Here is a 16,583-nt window from a genome sequence, read left to right as displayed (position 1 = left end):
AACGACTGTGGCCAGGTGGGTTCGGAGATTTAAAGGAAGTGGGATGAAGGTGGCGGTTTGCGACCGAGGCCGTTACCCTCGTCATCAATCAGTGATGGAACAGGGGGCGACATGGCGATTATCGAGCATAGTGCGGTTCTGCATGCCCCGCCAGAGCGCGTGTTCGCCCTGTTGGAGCGAGTCGAGGACTTTGCCGACTACTCCGATCTGATTGAGGCGATCGAGCCCCTGGGGGACAAGCGGTATCGGTGGCATGTACATGCGGTAGGCATGGATTGGACGTTCGATGTGGAGATTACCGAGACTCAGGCGCCTGAGCGTCTCGCTTGGGAATCACTGGACGGGGTGCGCAATCAAGGGTGTTATCGCCTGACGCGGGTCCCTGAGGGTACGGAAGTGATGTTGACCATTGAGTACCGAATCAACAATCGGCTGTTGGAACGTGCCGTCAACCGTGCTGCCCGACCGTTGGTCAGCAAGGTGAGTCAGCAGATCTTGGAAAGGGTTGAGGCGAAGTTGTAGGCGTAAAAATTGCTACTGCCCGCACGGGTGATGAGCGTAATATCGAGGGATCGAAGCCGCTGGCTTCTCATCCCGAGATCTCGCCATGCTCAAGGGACTCGTGCTTTGCTTTGTATTCTTGATCGTTCAGCTTGGCATTCTGCATCTCATCGACCGGCGGGTGGCCGCATCCGACCGGCAAGTGCATTATTCTTCGATAACCAAGCCTCAGGGCGAAACACCCAAGGGTGACGAGGACAGAAATGATGCCGCCCCCGCGCCCTGAGTGATAGCGGCAACGCGAGTGGATAGGGTGTGATGCGTATGGGGCTGGTCACTCATTGGCCATTCTCGGCCGTCGGATCGAAATGAGAAATGCGTGCTCGTCCCTGGCGTTTGGCCAAATACATACCTTGGTCGGCGCTATGAATGAGATCATGGGCATTCTCGAATTCATTCTTGCTCATATGCGCGATACCGATTGAAGCGGTAACGTGGATGGGTTCGCCGTCGACCTGCGCCAAGGATGTTTCGGCCAGGCGCTGGGACATCGTCTCAGCAATATGTTTGGCCAGGCTCGTGGATGCAGCGGGCAGAATCAGTAGGAACTCTTCTCCTCCGTAACGCCCCCCAAGAACATTTTCATTGAGCAGGCCGCGTAGCAACCCGGCAAAATTTTCCAGTACTTCGTCACCGAGGCGGTGGCCGTAACGATCATTGAGCTGCTTGAAATGGTCGAGATCGATGAAGATTACGGCGAGGGAAGTATGCGTACGCTTGGCTAGCAGGAAATGTTTGTTGAGTAGCTCTTCCAGGTAAGCGCGGTTGTAGAGTCCGGTCAGAGTGTCGAAGCGAATACGGTAATCCAGTAGTTCGTGACGGTTGCGCAGATATTCCAGTTCCTGGTGCTGCTTCAACAGTGTCTCACTGAGTCGCTGGTTCTGGGTGTGGAGCAGTCGCTTGGCTTCCAGCAGAATCTGCTGGGCGTCGAATCCCGGAGGTTGAGTGATCTCGAACAACTGGGTAAGCGATGGAAGCTCATCCTGCAAGGTGGCGATGAGAGTGCTCAGTTCTGCGGTATCCAGATTGAAGTGGTGCAGCAACGTGGGGACCAAGTCGGCAAAGGGAATGGCGGGATTGTCTGATAACCAAGCATCGGCAATCAGGCTGGAGGCGATGACACAGTGATACTCGGCATGGCCTTCCTCGAGCGTGGCATGACTATTGGCAATGCCATCGACAAGGCGTTCCGAAAGCCCCCACTGACCGGCCAGCCAGGCACCGACCAGCGCATGGTCGCAACCTAATCGTTGTCGTTCACCTTCGATGACGATCGCATGGTCGTCGGCGTCCGTCGGGATGTCGCCGTAGAGCTCTGGCGCCACGACATCGAGAGCCAGCATACCAATGTCTTGGAGCAGAGCAATGGTGAAGAGGCTGCCGGCTTCTGCGTGTCCGACCTGCATGGCCAGACGATGACTAGCGAGTGCGCTAACTAGGGCGCGTTGCCATAAATGCTCAACGTTCAGGCCCGACATGCCGCCCCGTGTGCACTGCCTGGCCAGACCAAAACCCAGAGCCACCGAGAGCGTCGCATCGATCCCCAGGCGTGAAACGGCTTCGCGGCAGTTTTCGGCCGCTTGTGTGTGTGAGTGAAAAACACTATTGGCAAGGGAGAGCAAGCGTGTCGTTAAGGCCGGGTCTCGTTCGAGATAACGGGCCAAGTCATGCAAGCTGGTTTCTGGCATTCTGGCCAATGCTATTACCTGCATCACGACGCCTGGTAGTGACGGTAATGTGGGACAGGAGATGAGGCGAGCCTTCAAGTCGGAGGGGAGGGTTAGGCTGGCCTGGGTCGCTGTTGCAAGGGAGTGATCGATGGGCATCCCTGAACCTCTCCGTAACACCCGCAGGCCATTCCGGATGGTGCTCGGCCATGCACTGGGCTGATGATTTGTCAGCAATTGTTACTGAACTATCTACGAAGGAAGGGGGAAAGGTCAAGGGATTCTTAGGCTCAGCTTAGGCCCGAGAGTTGAGTCCGGAGAGGCCGCGTCGATTCGACTGTCCATCCGGGCCGTAGAGTGACTTGCCGGCTGCTTCGTGCAGAAAATTGAGGGTGTGTTGATTGTGCGATAGACGCATCTGGACGAGCGAGCCGTTCAGTTCGTTGAGTTGGCGGACATGTTCGGCTCGCTCACGCATGGCAAGCCATTCCTCGAGGCAATTGGCATCCTTGGCAGCCTGTTCGGCGCCGAGGCGTCCCTCGGGATAACCCAGCTTGCGCTGTGCCGTGCGGCGCTGTGCTTCCAGGCGATCCAACTCATCGAGCAGAGCCTGTTTGCGGCCAGCAATATCATTGAGCTGCTGACCATCGACCTGGCCCACGCTCAATGCCTGACGCTCATCGCTCAATAATTGAGCCAAGGCGTCAAGGCATTGATGTTGGCGAATGAGATGTTGGCCAAGGCTCATGCGTTGCCCTTGTCGTCAGGTGCATTGCCAAGCAGGTCTCGAACACTGTCGATGAGACCGTCGGCAATACGCTCGGCGTGGATCTCCAGTCGGCCTTCACTGATGGCCTGACGAATTTCCTCGACTCGAGCGCTATCGATGTCCTGATTGCTGTTGCCGGCGGATTGGCTCAAATGAGTGACGGATGCAGGCGTTGCCCCTTGTGCAGAGGGAGCATCATGATCGGCTTTGGCAGCCTTGTTGCTGGACTCACCTTGGTTGGGGCGTGTCAGCGGATGGGAAGTATCGATCTTCACGAGGTGTCTCTCTTGCTCATGCCTTTCCCCCATTATCGACCGCTGGGTGGAAAACTTGAATGCGTGTTGACTAGAAATCGACTTCGAGGCGATTACGTCCTGTAACGTGCGCTCTCAGGATGTCGCGATTGTCCAGGCGCACGCGGACTTCGCTCCCCATGGCGCCATTATCCAAGGCTTCGCCCTCACGAGTAATGGCGAAGCCCTGGCCGCGGGCTTCAATTCTGACGTTAGCGCCGCGCTCGACCAGCGTAACGGGTTCCAACTGGTATTCGGTTAGCGTCGAGCCTTCTGCGATCGGTCTGCTCGCCTGCATGCCGATCGCCTCTTCCATGTCGGTGATGGTGCCGCGGGGCAAGCGGCTCAGCTCGGCTGGGCGCAAGGCGAGCATGCTGGCTTCTATTACCGTGCCTCGGGAAATGGCTCGTTGGGCCACCACCTGCTCGCCGACCACGGCCAGGGTAGCTTGCATGTATCGCACTTGCTGACCTCGTTCGCCACAACGCACGCCGACCGAGACTCGACCGATGAGAGGCCGGTTGGCATGGGGCAGAAAAGGCTGCGGGTTCTCGCAGGTGGGCAAGTGTGCTGAGGGCGGATGCACCTCTACACTCACCTCGTCCCCCAAACCGCTGGCCTGCTCATAAAGGAAGGCATGCACGCGCTCGACGAGCAAGGCGTCATTGTCTGCTTGAGCAGGAGTGGCCAAGGCCAATATCAGCAGGCCCAGGAGGGCAATGGCCGATAGGTGTCGACGAAGACGGAATTGCAGCATGGAACCACCCTGGGCGCATGGCGCGAAATGGTCAGAGCATGACATCAGGACTGTCGATTCTAGTGGTTGAGATGAAAAACCAAAGCGGGAAATGACCTGCAAATGGCGTCCTGTTTGCCCCTTTGCGATGACAGTAGGTCGTCTATTCTCCAGGCTGACCCAATAGCCCGTGGCGAGCGTTGGCCACGTGACACAGGGAGGCAACGGGATGATAGACAAGATCGATGGGGCGCTGCGCTTTCACCAGGAAGCCCTCAATCTGCGCGCCGAAAGGCAAGAGGTGCTGGCCAGCAATATCGCCAATGCCGACACCCCCAACTACAAGGCGCGCGATTTCGACTTTTCCAAGGAATTGTCGCGGGTGATGGACAACGGTCGCAGTAGTGAAGCCGGATTATCCTTGGCGACAACGTCGGCACGCCATATCGAGGCTCGTGCCACGATGCCCCCGACCAAGGATCTGCTGTATCGCGTGCCCGATCAACCTAGTCTCGATGGCAACACGGTGGATATGGATCGTGAACGTACCCAGTTCGCTGACAACGCCGTGCGTTATCAAGCGGCCCTGACCCTGATCAACAGCCGGATTCAAGGCCTGAAGACGGCGATGCAGCCTGAATAAATCGCAGGAGCAAATCGATGTCGATGTTTTCCGTTTTCGATATTTCCGGTTCGGCCATGAGCGCTCAATCACAGCGCATGAACGTTACTGCCAGCAACTTGGCCAATGCCGATAGCGTAGCCGGCCCGGATGGCGAGCCTTATCGTGCCAAGCAAGTCATGTTCGAGACCCAGGCTCAAGGTGGCTATGACATTGGTGGTGTGCGCGTCACCGAGGTTGTCGAGGATCCCAGCCCCATGAGGATGGAATATCGCCCTGAACACCCACTGGCCAACGATGAGGGGTATGTGACCATGCCCAATGTCGAACCCGTGCAGGAGATGGTCAACATGATTTCGGCATCGCGTTCTTACCAGGCCAATGTCGAGGTGATGAATACCAGCAAGCAGTTGATGCTCAAGACACTGACATTGGGTGAGGGTTGATTGCCATGGCCACGACGATCGATACAAGCGTCATCAATAGATTGAACAACACGGGTCTTTCCGGAGGCAGTGCTAGTAAGTCCGATGACCTGCGCGAGAACTTCATGACCTTGCTGGTCACGCAGTTGAAGAATCAGGATCCGCTCAAGCCAATGGAAAACGCGGAGATGACCTCGCAACTGGCACAGATCAACACCGTCAGCGGCATCGAAGAACTCAACACCACGCTGGAAGGTATTACCGGACAGATCGATGCCGGTCATAAGCTGCAGGCGACCGCCTTGATCGGCCAAAGCGTGCTGGTGCCAGGTGACCGCGTGTTGGTCGGTGAAGAAGGCGTCACTCCCTTTGGTGTCGAGTTGGAGACTTCCGCCGACGAAGTGGTAGTGACCATTCGTGACAGTACGGGCCAGGTGGTGCGTACCTACGACGAAGTGGGAGCGGTCGAGGCGGGCGTTCAGTCCTTTACATGGGATGGAAAGCTGGAGGGTGGTGCGCAGGCCCCGTCAGGCGCCTACCACGTCAGCATCGAGGCTAGTGCCAATGACGAGCCCGTTGCTGGCACAGTACTGAACTATGCCATCGTGAACGGCGTTTCCACGGCCAATGATGGTTCGCCGCGTCTGGATCTAGGGGGCATCAGCGAGCAGGCCAGCTTGGCCGATATTCGACAGATTCTTCGCATGTAATGCCATAGATGCCTAGTCAGCTAAGCGCAACTGCAGACGATGGCAAACAAGAATGCAGCAGCGATCAAGATTGTACTAACGGTACACAGGGAGAAGGATAATGGGTTTTTCACAAGCACTGAGTGGTTTGAATGCCGCGGCATCGAAACTGGACGTATTGGGCAACAATATTGCCAACTCACAAACTGTCGGTTTCAAGAGCTCCAACACGCAGTTTGCTGATGTTTTTGCCAGCTCCAAGGTCGGCTTGGGGACGCGTGTTTCGGCTACATTGCAGAATTTCAATGCAGGTAACATCGAGGCGACCGATCGCGAGCTCGATCTGGCGATTAGCGGCCAAGGATTCTACCGCTTCGAGCAGAGCGGCGAGATCGTCTATTCGCGTAATGGCCAACTGTCACTAACCCCCGATGGCTTTCTGGTCAATAGCCAAGGTGCGCGGCTTATGGGCTATGGCCTGAACGCCGCCGGAGCAGTACAGGTCGGTGGTCAGCCTCAAGTGCTGAACGTTCCGGCTGATGAGATGCCAGCCAGCGCAACTACCGACGTGGCGACGACCCTCAACCTTGATTCACGCGAAGTGATAGGCAATGAACTGAGCCAAGTCGATGTCAATAACCTGGGCGGTGGCACTCAAACATTGGATTACCATTATTCCAATAACTTCACTGCCTACGATTCGCTGGGTAATCCACGCAATATCACTGTCTATTACGAGAAGACCGGCTCCAATACGTGGGATGCCAAGGTGGTAATGGATGGTGCCTATGACGAAACCAATGCCAATGACTTCACCGTGACGTTCAATCAGAACGGTACTTTGGCTACTCCGCTTGCAGGTGCCATGCCACAGATCGCCTTCAATTCCGCGGCACTGGGCGGCGATCCTGAAGATTTGCAGTTCGAACTCGATCTGGCCGGTTCTACCCAATTCGGCAATGAATCCACCACCAGTGCCTTGACTCAGAATGGCTTTACTTCAGGGGCGTTGGTGGGTATCACCATCGAAAACGATGGCACCATCGTACGTAACTATGCCAACGAACAGTCGCAGCCTGCCGGTCAGATTGCACTGGCCTTCTTCCGTAACCCCGAAGGGTTGAAGCCGAACGGCGACAACGCCTGGACCGCTACCGCAGCGTCCGGTCAGGAACTGGTTGGGGCGCCGGGTACCGGCCTGCTGGGTTCCGTTGAGTCGGGTGCCATCGAAACATCCAACGTCGACATGGCGAGACAACTGGTCGACATGATCGTCTCCCAGCGTGCCTACCAGGCCAACTCCCAGACTATCAAGACGCAGGATGAAATCCTGCAGACCGCCATCAATTTGCGTTGATGGTGGCTAAGTCAGGAGTGTGAACCATGGATCGAATCCTCTATACCGCCATGAGCGGCGCCAAGCAGAGCCTCGACCAGCAGGCGGTGGTCAACAACAACTTGTCGAATGTCTCGACGGCCGGTTTTCGCGCGCAGTTGCATGCCATGCGAGCGGTACCGGTGCAGGGTGATGGTGTGCTGCCGACGCGGGTTTCAGTGGCAGCTACCACACCAGGGTCCGATTTCTCGCCAGGCCCCATTAGTACCACCGGCCGTGAGCTGGACGTGGCTATCGAAGGGAGTGGCTGGCTAGCCGTCCAGAGCACGGATGGTAGTGAAGCCTATACCCGGCGTGGTGATTTGCAGGTCGACGGCAATGGCTTAGTGATGAGCGCGGGGCGTCCGGTGATCGGCGAAGACGGGCCAATAGTGGTGCCCCTCGGCTCGCAGCTCTCGATCGGTGCTGATGGGACCATCAGTGCGATCGGTCCAGGTGAGGACCCTGATGCGCTGGTGGCGATCGGTCGCCTCAAGCTGGTCGATCCAGAGCCTGGAACCATGGTTCGTGGCGATGATGGTTTGTTTCGCCCTCTGCCCAACGAGGAGGGCGAGATTCCGGCACTTCAAGCCAATGAAGACGTGCGCGTCGTTTCCGGTTCGCTGGAGGGAAGCAACGTGAGCGCCATCGAATCGATGGTAGCGATGATCGATACGGCGCGTCGCTACGACATGCAGATGAAGGTCATCGGCAGTGCCGACGAGAATGCCCAGCGAGCCAACAGCCTTCTCTCACTTCAAGGCTGACCCGAGACCGAGATAAAGGAAACCTTCCCATGATCAAATCGCTGTGGACGGCCAAGACTGGCCTCGAGTCTCAGCAGGTGCAGATGGACGTCATCGCCAACAACCTGGCTAACGTCGGCACCAATGGCTTCAAGCGCTCTCGCGCAGTGTTTGAAGACCTGTTGTACCAGAATCTACGCCAACCAGGCGCCCAGAACGATGTGCAAAACACCCTTCCATCCGGCATGCAGGTCGGTACCGGCGTGCGGCCGGTTGCCACCGAACGCCTACACACCCAGGGTGGGTTGGAGAATACCGAGAATTCACGCGATCTGGCGATCAACGGAGCGGGGTTCTTTCAGGTGTTGATGCCTGATGGTTCGACTGCCTATACCCGCGACGGCAGTTTCCAACTCGACGAGAACGGCCAGATGGTGACAGCCAACGGTTACCCACTCGAACCCGCCATCATTCTTCCCGACAACGCTCTGTCGGTGACCATCGGTGAGGACGGGATCGTTTCGGTAACCCAGCCAGGCTCCACACAGAGCAATGAAGTGGGCCAGGTCACGATATCGACCTTCGTCAATCCCACAGGGTTGGAGAGTATCGGTGGCAACCTGTATCTGGAAACCACCTCATCTGGTCCGCGAAATGAAACCATACCCGGCATTAATGGGGCGGGACGGCTATTCCAAGGGTATGTCGAGACCTCCAACGTCAATGTGGTGGAAGAAATGGTCAGCATGATCCAGACCCAGCGAGCCTACGAGATCAACAGCAAGGCCGTGCAGACCAGTGACGAGATGTTGGCGCGGCTGGCTCAGCTGTAAGTCCATTTTGGGAGCGGAAGATGACCTCATGGGCTTTCTTGTTGCGTAGTGTTTGCCTGGTATCGCTGGGTCTGGCCCTGGCGGCGATAGGCGGTTGCGCCCAACTGCCCCGCGCGTCGGTGGTCGGTGAGCAGGAGTTGGTAGAGATTCCTGACCGTCCCGCGCCTCTAGCCAATGGCTCCATCTATCAGGTGCAGCGGGGCCACCAGCCATTGTTTGAGGACCGTCGTCCGCGCATGGTCGGCGATATCCTGACCATCGTGCTCGACGAAGAAGTCAGTGCCAGCAAGAACTCGGAGAGCAGCGCCAATCGTAATGGGGAGTCGGACCTGAGCTTTATTGAGTTGCCCGATGCACTGGAGCAACTGGCTGAATATGGCTTCGATATCTCCGGTAACACCGATTTCACCGGAGGTGGGGAATCGGAAGCCAACAATACCTTTACCGGTACGATCACCGTCTCGGTTTTGGAAGTGATGAACAATGGCAACCTGCGTGTACGTGGTGAAAAGCAGATCGCCATCAATCAGGGGGTTGAGTTCATTCGGTTCTCCGGTGTGGTCAATCCACGCACCATCACCAGTCAGAATACGGTGGCTTCGACTCAGGTCGCTGACGCCCGGATCGAGTACGTTGGTGACGGTTATATCAACGAAGCGCAGCACATGGGTTGGTTGCAACGCTTCTTCCTGAATGTCTCGCCGTTCTGAGCGGCCTGAAACAAATGCAAGTGGGGACAGCGTTCATGAGTGTCTTTCGTCGCCTCGCCATATGCCGGCTGGCCGTGCCAATGCTGACGATATTGCTAGGACTGGGGTTGGCCCCGTCGGTCCAGGCCGAGCGACTGCGTGATCTGGCGACCTTCGCCGGGGTGCGCGACAACGCGTTGGTAGGTTATGGCCTGGTGGTAGGGCTCGATGGCACCGGCGACCAGACCATGCAGGCTCCGTTTACTAGTCAGAGCTTGACCAACATGCTGTCACAGCTGGGAATCACTGTCCCGTCCGGTACCAACATGCAGTTGCGTAACGTGGCAGCAGTCATGGTCACCGCCGACTTGCCTCCCTTCTCGCAGCCTGGCCAGCGCCTCGATGTGGTGGTGTCGTCTGTCGGCAATGCACGTAGTTTGCGTGGCGGTACTTTGTTGATGACGCCACTGAAGGGCGCTGATGGAGATACCTATGCCATCGCCCAGGGCAATCTTCTGGTAGGAGGTGTCGGTGCCGAGGCTGGTGGCAGCAGTGTACAGGTCAACCAGCAGGCGGGAGGCCGCATCAGTGGTGGAGCGATGGTCGAGCGCGAGGTGCCCCTGGATCTGGGGGCGAACGGTGGCGTGCTTGATCTGCAACTCAAAGAAGCGGATTTCGGTACCGCGCAGCGTGTGGTGTCTGCCATCAACAATGAGTTCGGATGGTCGGTAGCCGCCGCCCAGGATGGGCGCACGATTCAACTTCGGGGTCCCGATAATGCCAATGATAGGGTCAACTTCATGGCTCGGGTGGAAAATCTTGATGTGACACCGATGGAAGCCTCCGCAAAGGTCGTGATCAACTCGCGTACCGGGGCGGTAGTGCTCAACAGCGCCGTGACCCTACATCGCGCCGCGGTGGCGCATGGCAATCTGTCGATCGTGATCGATACTGCTTTCCAAGTCAGCCAGCCAGCCCCGTTCGGCGAGGGCGAGACCGTGGTCGTGCCGGATTCCGATATCTCCGTTCAGCAGGAGGAGGGGGCGCTGCGGCTCGTCGAGGGCCGTGCCGATCTGGTCGACGTGGTCAATGCACTCAATGCACTGGGAGCCACACCGGCTGATTTGATGTCGATCCTCGAGGCACTGAAGGCCGCTGGCTCGCTGCGTGCTGACCTGGAGATCATCTGATGAGCGTCAATGATCTCGGCGGCCAGTTCGCCCTCGACATGCAAGGAATTCAGCGCTTGAAGCATAGCGCCCGGCAGGATCCCAATGCTGGACTCGAAGAAGCCGCTCGTCAGTTCGAGGCGCTGTTCTTGCAGATGATGATCAAGAGCATGCGTGAGGCTACTCCCCAGTCAGACCTGATGAACAGCCAACAGACCGAGTTCTACACCTCTTTGCTCGATCAACAGTGGTCACAACATATGGCGGGGCAAGGTATTGGCTTGGCCGAACAACTGATCAATCAGTTGGAGGGACGCGGGATGGTGCCAAACCAGGCTTCCGCTCAGTCGCAATTCGATGAGTTGGTTGCTGGTATTCCTCGCGGCACGCCTCGTGTGTTGACGGGAGGGTTGAATGTCGATGGCGAGGCGTCCTTAGCTCCGGATGAGCATCGCTTTAGCGAAGAACTTGATACCGGGTTACCCAGCCATTTCCTGGATGAGCTCAATGCCAGATTGCCAGGTGAGACAACCAATGAGGCGCAAGTTGGGCAAGTCACTTCGGGCGAGAGTACCCGGTCCGAACACGTGCAGCATTTTCTCGACAAGTTGACCGCGCCAGCCCAGGTCGCCAGTCGTACCACTGGTGTGCCTGCCGAGTTGATCCTGGCACAAGCGGCATTGGAAACCGGTTGGGGCCGCCATGAAATTCCCACGGCCCAAGGGGCCAATAGTTACAACCTGTTCGGCATCAAGGCCGGTAGCCAGTGGCAGGGGAAGACCACCGATGTCATGACTCACGAATACATTGATGGGAAGCGTGTCAGAATGACCGACACCTTCCGGGTCTATGACTCATTCGAGGAGGCGTTTACCGACTACGCGCGATTGATCGGCGATAACCCGCGTTATGCCGAGGTGGTCACTGCACCCGACGCCAAGCAAGCGGCACAAGCATTGCAGCGTGGTGGTTATGCAACAGACCCTGCCTATGCCGACAAGCTGGTGGCGATCATGGACATGCTTGGTCCTCTGGAAGAGCACTCCCTGGCTCAGGATCGGGAGAGGGTCATCCCGCGTGATTTCGCTGTCGGGCGTACACCGGGCAGCATTTTCTGATGTGTCGACATATTGGATACGCCAAGGGCTAAAGCTCGCGCGTCTTTGGCCGATATAACGAACAATGGCCTAAGGGAAAGGAATCATGAGCATCTTCTCCATCGGTTTGAGTGGTCTCAACGCGGCGCAGAACGCCCTGAATACCACTAGTAACAACATCAGTAATGTCTATACGCCTGGTTATAACCGCGAATTGACGCTCCTTGGCGAGGGGCGTGCCGGAGGCGGTGTTGAGGTCAATGACATTCAACGACAGTTCAATCAGTACGTCGCTAGTCAGCTCAATTCAGCGACGAGTACGGCCAGCGCATTGCAGACCTACCAGACTCAGATCAGTCAGATCGATGATCTGCTGGCTGATCGTGAGGCGGGCTTGGCTCCACTGATGCAGGATTTTTTCTCGGCTCTGGAAGGGCTGGCCGGGACGCCTTCAGACCCCGCGGCGCGCCAGGGGGTGATCGGTGCGGCCGATACCTTGAGTGCTCAGTTCCGCTCCTTCGACCTTTACCTGCAGGACATGCAGGAGGGCATCAACGGCCAGATCCGCGACGAAGTCACCCAGATCAACAACGTTACCGAACAGATCTCCAAGCTTAATCGCGAGATCGCACTGGCGCGTGCCCGTAATGGTGAGGCACCTAACAGCCTGCTCAATCAGCGCGATCAGGCCGTTGCCGATCTCAGCGAGCGGCTCGATGTGCGCCTGACCGTCCAGGATGGCAAGACCTACAACATTTCCTTGCCTAATGGTCAGCCGCTGGTATCGGGCACCAACCACTATCAGCTCGAGGCTATCGAATCCTCCAACGATCCGCAGCGAATGGTGCTGGGCTATCGTGATTCGGGTGGTAACACGGTAGAGCTGAAGGAAGAGAGCGTTACCGGGGGGACTCTGGGTGGTTTGATGACGTTCCGTTCCGAAACCCTGGACAAGACTCAGAACCAGATTGGTCAATTAGCTGTATCCCTGGCGTTTGGTTTCAACGAGCAGCATGGCGAGGGTATCGATCTCAACGGCGATCCAGGTGAGGACTTCTTCGGCATTGGAACCCCTCAGACTTATGCCAATACGCGTAACGCGGGCACTGCGGAAGTCGTGGACGCCCAGTTCGACGATATTGCCGATTTACGCGCTACGGACTATGCGGTTCGCGTTACCGACGACTCGACGACGCCGCCGACCGTCGAGGTCATCCGCAAGGATAATGGCGAGGCATTGGATGCCGCCGATATCTCGTTCGTCGGTAATGACTTGAGCTTCGGTGGAGTTGTCATCAGCTTTGATGATGCTGCCAACCTTACCAATGGCGATCGTTTCGAAGTGCAACCGGTACGCCGAGCCGCGGGAGAAATGGAAAGCTTGATCAGCGATCTGGACAAGATCGCTGCGGGTGAAGCCGCAGGCTCTGGCGACAACCGCAATGCTTTGGCTCTTCAGGACCTGCAGGACGAACTGTTGGTGGGAGGCACGGCATCGTTCAGTCAGTCCTATGCCACGATGGTCAGTGATGTGGGCAACCGCACCAATATCGTTCAGGTCAACCTGGATGCACAGGAAGGTTTGACCGAGCAGTTGCGTGCCGTCCAGCAGTCCGAGTCCGGTGTCAACCTGGACGAAGAGGCTGCCAACCTGATCCGTTACCAGCAGTATTACCAGGCCAATGCACGGGTGATCGATGTCGGCTCGTCAATTCTGGATACCATCCTGGGCCTGCGTGCCTGATTCGTTCAAGGAGTGACATGACATGCGCATCAGCACCGTGACTATGTTCGAGCAGAGTGTCTCGAGCATGAACCGCCAGCAAGGCGAGTTCATGAAGATTGGACAGCAGATTGCTACCGGTCGTCGGGTAGTCAATCCATCCGACGATCCCCAGGCAGCCTCACAGGCGGTTGGCGTTTCGCAATCACAGGCCGTCACTCAGCAGTATGCTGATGCCCGCGTGACGGCACGCAACTCGCTTTCCCAGTCCGAGAGCGTGCTCAATAGTGTCAGTGACGCCATTACCAGTGCCAAGACGCTGTTGGTGAAGAATTCCAGCGACACCCTGAGCGATGCTGATCGCAAGTCTGAAGCCAACGTGCTGCGCGGTATCTACGAGACGCTGATCGGCCAGGCCAATGCCACCGACGGCAATGGTCGTTATCTGTTCGGCGGGTATCAGGATGACGCGCCGCCTTTTGCACGCAACGCCGATGACAGTGTGACCTATGTCGGCGATAACAATACCCGTGAGCAGCGTATCGATGCCTCACGGCTAATGCCGGTGGCCGACAATGGCGAGGCGATCTTCCAGACCATTCCCAGTGGCACGGGGTATGTGGCGATCGCCGAACGCGCCGTGGGCAGTACGGGCGACGTGACCTTCTCCGGTCCCACACGGGTCGATTCCACGGTGGCTGGTTACGGCGAGAACAAGTATACGATCACCTTCACGGCCGACGACGAGTTCGAGATCGCGACCATCGATTCCACTGGCAATACCATCGCGACTGATACGCGAACTTATACGAGCGGTGATCCTATCGTTTTTGGTGGATTGTCCATGAAGCTGTCGGGCACTCCTGACGTGGGTGACAGTATTGACGTCAACCCGGCCGACCATGCCGATGCCAACCAGGATCTGTTCACTACTATCAAGCGCGCGATCGATGTATTGGAGGCACCGTTGGATGGTGATCCTGGGCTCAAGGCTGATTTGAAGAATGCACTTTCCACTTCCATGCGCGAGTTGGACAACAGCCTCGACAATGTCCTGACCGTACGTGCTTCGGTAGGCGCTCGTCTCAACGAGTTGGATGTAGTGGATGCGGTAGGCGACAATCGCATGCTCAATTACGAGCAAACAATGTCGGATCTGGTCGATCTCGACTATACGCAGGCTATTTCCGAATATAGCTTGCGTCAGGTGGGCTTGCAGGCGGCTCAGAAAGCCTTCGTCGATATCCGGGGAATGTCGCTCTTCGACCGCATGTAAAGAAGCCCCGCTACTGTAAAACAGGCCGTTCCTTTCGTGGAACGGCCTGTTGCATTAGGGGCCATGTCAGGACGTCAACGGGGCCATGGTCTCGAGCAGTTGTCTCAGGAAGAGCAGACTATCGCTAAATAATCGCTCCAGAAAACGGCCGATATCGGTCATCAATACCATCAACAACAATATCCCGACTGTGAGTGACATCGGAAAGCCAACATTGAATACCGTGAGCTGTGGGGCAGAGCGGTTGAGGATTCCCAGCGACATGTTGATGATCAGAAGGGCACCCACCAGTGGTAAGGCGAGCAACATTCCAGAGACGAAGATGGTGCTGCCAAAACGTGCCAGTAATCCAAAGGCACCGGGATTGAAGCTACCGATCCCAATAGGCAGGGTGAAAAACGTGGTGGCGAGTATCTCGACGACGATCAAGTGGCCGTTGAAGGCCAGAAACATCAATAAGGTGATCATGTAGAACAACCGGGACAGAATCATGGTATTGGCCCCGGTATCAGGTGAGAAGAAGGTAGCAAAGGCCAAGCCCATTTGCAGACCTATGAACTCACCGGCAGCCTGGACGGCAGCAAACATGACTCGCATGGTCAGACCGATGGCGACGCCTATCAGCATCTGCTCGATCATGATGCCAAGGCTGGCCCATGAGATCATCGGCGCGTCGGGTAGCGGAGGCAGGCTTGGGCCAATGACTATCGTCAGCAGGGCAGCCAGGCCGATCTTGGCCTGGCGAGGGACACTGGAATGTCCCATCAATGGCGCGGCCATCATGAAAGCGGTGATGCGCACGAATGGCCAGAAGAACAGTATCAACCAGCTCTGCAATTGAGCGAAGGTGACCTCGATCATCGATAGGGCTCGTCTAGGTCAACATCAGGGGGATGTTGGTGAACAGCTCACGAGTGAAATCGGTGATCAGTTTCAGTAGCCAGGGACCAGCCAGTACCAGGGCGGTAAATACACCGAGAATCTTGGGAATGAACGATAGTGTCATTTCGTTGATCTGGGTAGCGGCTTGAAACAGGCTGACGAGCAAGCCGATCAGCAGGGCGGTGATCAGCAGCGGCCCAGCCAGAAACAGTGTTACACGCATCCCTTGGTAGGCCATACCCATTACCATTTCGGGAGTCATGGAAACGTCCTCCGGTGCTTGGAACCGGTCATAGGTAGAAGCTCTCGGCCAGAGAGCCGACGATCAGTTGCCATCCATCGACCAGCACGAACAGCATCAACTTGAAGGGCAGGGAAATAGTAGCCGGTGGTACCATCATCATACCCAACGACATCAGTACACTCGCGACCACCAGATCAATGATCAGGAAAGGGATGAAGATGGTGAAGCCGATCTGGAACGCGGTCTTCAACTCGCTGGTGACAAAGGCTGGCATCAGCACACGCATGGGTACGTCTTCCGGACCCTGCATGGTACCGACATCGGCAAGCCTGGCGAACAATGCCAAATCGGGTTCGCGGGTCTGGGCCAACATGAATTCCCGAAACGGTTGGCTGCCCAGCGCCAGGAATTGTTCGAAATTGACATCATCGTTGGAGAGTGGCACCCAAGCGACTTCGTAGACTTGAGAGAAAACGGGTGACATTACGAAGAATGTCAGAAACAGGGCCAGGCCCAGCAGCACTTGGTTGGGCGGCGCGGATTGAGTGCCCATGGCGGTACGCAGCAGGCTGAGTACGATGATGATGCGAGTGAAGCCGGTCATCATCAGCAGCAGTGCTGGCAGGAAAGCCATGGAACTGAGCAGTAACAGGGTCTGCAGGCTGAGAGACCACTGCTGTCCCCCATCCGCCATAGGGCGACTGACAATGCCGGGGATTTCCTGGGCCAGCGCTAAGTTCGGGAGCGCCAGTGCCAGCAACAGTACCAGGCAAGCGAACCAAGAGAA

Annotated in this window: 20 protein-coding genes; 13 read left to right on the top strand and 7 right to left on the bottom strand. The window is 56.9% G+C overall.

Going from position 1 to position 16,583, the window contains the following annotated elements; genetic code table 11:
• Positions 1-111: 111 nt before the first annotated feature.
• Together L861_RS04110 and L861_RS04105 are read left to right on the top strand one after the other, a co-directional pair.
• Positions 112-522: an SRPBCC family protein gene (locus L861_RS04110; protein ID WP_016415294.1), complete on the top strand. Its 411-nt coding sequence runs from the start codon at positions 112-114 to the stop codon at positions 520-522.
• An 85-nt stretch (positions 523-607) separates the two neighbouring features.
• Positions 608-787 (top strand): hypothetical protein, encoded by a 180-nt coding sequence (locus L861_RS04105; RefSeq protein WP_016415293.1) that lies wholly within the window; start codon positions 608-610, stop codon positions 785-787.
• 52 nt (positions 788-839) lie between these two features.
• On the opposite strand, the gene L861_RS04100 is transcribed toward L861_RS04105, so the two are convergent.
• From L861_RS04100 to flgA, 4 genes are all read right to left on the bottom strand, one after another.
• Positions 840-2,387: a sensor domain-containing diguanylate cyclase gene (locus L861_RS04100; RefSeq protein WP_021029100.1), complete on the bottom strand. Its 1,548-nt coding sequence runs from the start codon at positions 2,385-2,387 to the stop codon at positions 840-842.
• Between the two features lie 136 nt (positions 2,388-2,523).
• Positions 2,524-2,976, bottom strand: coding sequence for a flagella synthesis protein FlgN (locus L861_RS04095; RefSeq protein ID WP_016415291.1), 453 nt, complete (start codon positions 2,974-2,976; stop codon positions 2,524-2,526).
• A complete protein-coding gene (gene flgM / locus L861_RS04090) occupies positions 2,973-3,272 on the bottom strand; it encodes a flagellar biosynthesis anti-sigma factor FlgM (protein WP_016415290.1) in 300 nt (99 codons plus the stop codon). Before flgM ends, L861_RS04095 begins: the two co-directional genes overlap by 4 nt.
• Positions 3,273-3,342: 70 nt before the next feature.
• Positions 3,343-4,047, bottom strand: a complete 705-nt coding sequence (flgA, locus tag L861_RS04085; protein WP_016415289.1) for a flagellar basal body P-ring formation chaperone FlgA — start codon at positions 4,045-4,047, stop codon at positions 3,343-3,345.
• A gap of 208 nt (positions 4,048-4,255) precedes the next feature.
• On the opposite strand from flgA, the gene flgB reads away from it, so the two are divergent.
• From flgB to flgL, 11 genes are all read left to right on the top strand, one after another.
• Complete coding sequence (gene flgB, locus L861_RS04080) at positions 4,256-4,669, top strand: flagellar basal body rod protein FlgB (protein ID WP_016415288.1); 414 nt, start codon at positions 4,256-4,258, stop codon at positions 4,667-4,669.
• A 17-nt stretch (positions 4,670-4,686) separates the two neighbouring features.
• A complete protein-coding gene (gene flgC, locus L861_RS04075; RefSeq protein WP_016415287.1) occupies positions 4,687-5,094 on the top strand; it encodes a flagellar basal body rod protein FlgC in 408 nt (135 codons plus the stop codon).
• 5 nt (positions 5,095-5,099) lie between these two features.
• Positions 5,100-5,783 (top strand): flagellar hook assembly protein FlgD, encoded by a 684-nt coding sequence (gene flgD, locus L861_RS04070; RefSeq protein ID WP_016415286.1) that lies wholly within the window; start codon positions 5,100-5,102, stop codon positions 5,781-5,783.
• A gap of 100 nt (positions 5,784-5,883) precedes the next feature.
• Complete coding sequence (flgE, locus tag L861_RS04065; RefSeq protein WP_016415285.1) at positions 5,884-7,119, top strand: flagellar hook protein FlgE; 1,236 nt, start codon at positions 5,884-5,886, stop codon at positions 7,117-7,119.
• A gap of 26 nt (positions 7,120-7,145) precedes the next feature.
• On the top strand, positions 7,146-7,904 hold the full coding sequence (locus L861_RS04060; protein WP_016415284.1) for a flagellar basal body rod protein FlgF: 759 nt from the start codon (positions 7,146-7,148) through the stop codon (positions 7,902-7,904).
• A gap of 29 nt (positions 7,905-7,933) precedes the next feature.
• The gene (gene flgG, locus L861_RS04055; RefSeq protein ID WP_016415283.1) at positions 7,934-8,716 is read left to right on the top strand and encodes a flagellar basal-body rod protein FlgG; all 783 of its coding nucleotides are present in this window, start codon (positions 7,934-7,936) and stop codon (positions 8,714-8,716) included.
• A 20-nt stretch (positions 8,717-8,736) separates the two neighbouring features.
• Entirely contained in the window at positions 8,737-9,426 is a 690-nt protein-coding gene (locus L861_RS04050; RefSeq protein WP_016415282.1) for a flagellar basal body L-ring protein FlgH, read from the top strand.
• 80 nt (positions 9,427-9,506) lie between these two features.
• Positions 9,507-10,595, top strand: a complete 1,089-nt coding sequence (locus tag L861_RS04045) for a flagellar basal body P-ring protein FlgI (protein WP_174329827.1) — start codon at positions 9,507-9,509, stop codon at positions 10,593-10,595.
• A complete protein-coding gene (flgJ, locus tag L861_RS04040) occupies positions 10,595-11,692 on the top strand; it encodes a flagellar assembly peptidoglycan hydrolase FlgJ (protein WP_016415280.1) in 1,098 nt (365 codons plus the stop codon). Before L861_RS04045 ends, flgJ begins: the two co-directional genes overlap by 1 nt.
• A gap of 85 nt (positions 11,693-11,777) precedes the next feature.
• Positions 11,778-13,415: a flagellar hook-associated protein FlgK gene (gene flgK, locus L861_RS04035; RefSeq protein ID WP_016415279.1), complete on the top strand. Its 1,638-nt coding sequence runs from the start codon at positions 11,778-11,780 to the stop codon at positions 13,413-13,415.
• 22 nt (positions 13,416-13,437) lie between these two features.
• Complete coding sequence (gene flgL / locus L861_RS04030) at positions 13,438-14,670, top strand: flagellar hook-associated protein FlgL (RefSeq protein ID WP_016415278.1); 1,233 nt, start codon at positions 13,438-13,440, stop codon at positions 14,668-14,670.
• Between the two features lie 66 nt (positions 14,671-14,736).
• Here flgL and fliR read toward each other — a convergent pair whose 3' ends face one another.
• From fliR to fliP, 3 genes are read right to left on the bottom strand one after another with little or no spacing between them, the layout of a single operon-like run.
• Positions 14,737-15,531: a flagellar biosynthetic protein FliR gene (gene fliR, locus L861_RS04025; RefSeq protein ID WP_016415277.1), complete on the bottom strand. Its 795-nt coding sequence runs from the start codon at positions 15,529-15,531 to the stop codon at positions 14,737-14,739.
• 13 nt (positions 15,532-15,544) lie between these two features.
• Positions 15,545-15,814, bottom strand: a complete 270-nt coding sequence (fliQ, locus tag L861_RS04020; protein ID WP_016415276.1) for a flagellar biosynthesis protein FliQ — start codon at positions 15,812-15,814, stop codon at positions 15,545-15,547.
• A gap of 28 nt (positions 15,815-15,842) precedes the next feature.
• Positions 15,843-16,565 (bottom strand): flagellar type III secretion system pore protein FliP, encoded by a 723-nt coding sequence (fliP, locus tag L861_RS04015; protein WP_236617087.1) that lies wholly within the window; start codon positions 16,563-16,565, stop codon positions 15,843-15,845.
• Positions 16,566-16,583 lie beyond the last annotated feature (18 nt).

The organism is Litchfieldella anticariensis FP35 = DSM 16096, assembly GCF_000409775.1.
GTDB classification, from domain to species: Bacteria; Pseudomonadota; Gammaproteobacteria; order Pseudomonadales; family Halomonadaceae; genus Litchfieldella; species Litchfieldella anticariensis.
Note: the sequence above shows the minus strand (reverse complement) of the source record. Positions and strands in the feature narration are given on the sequence as shown.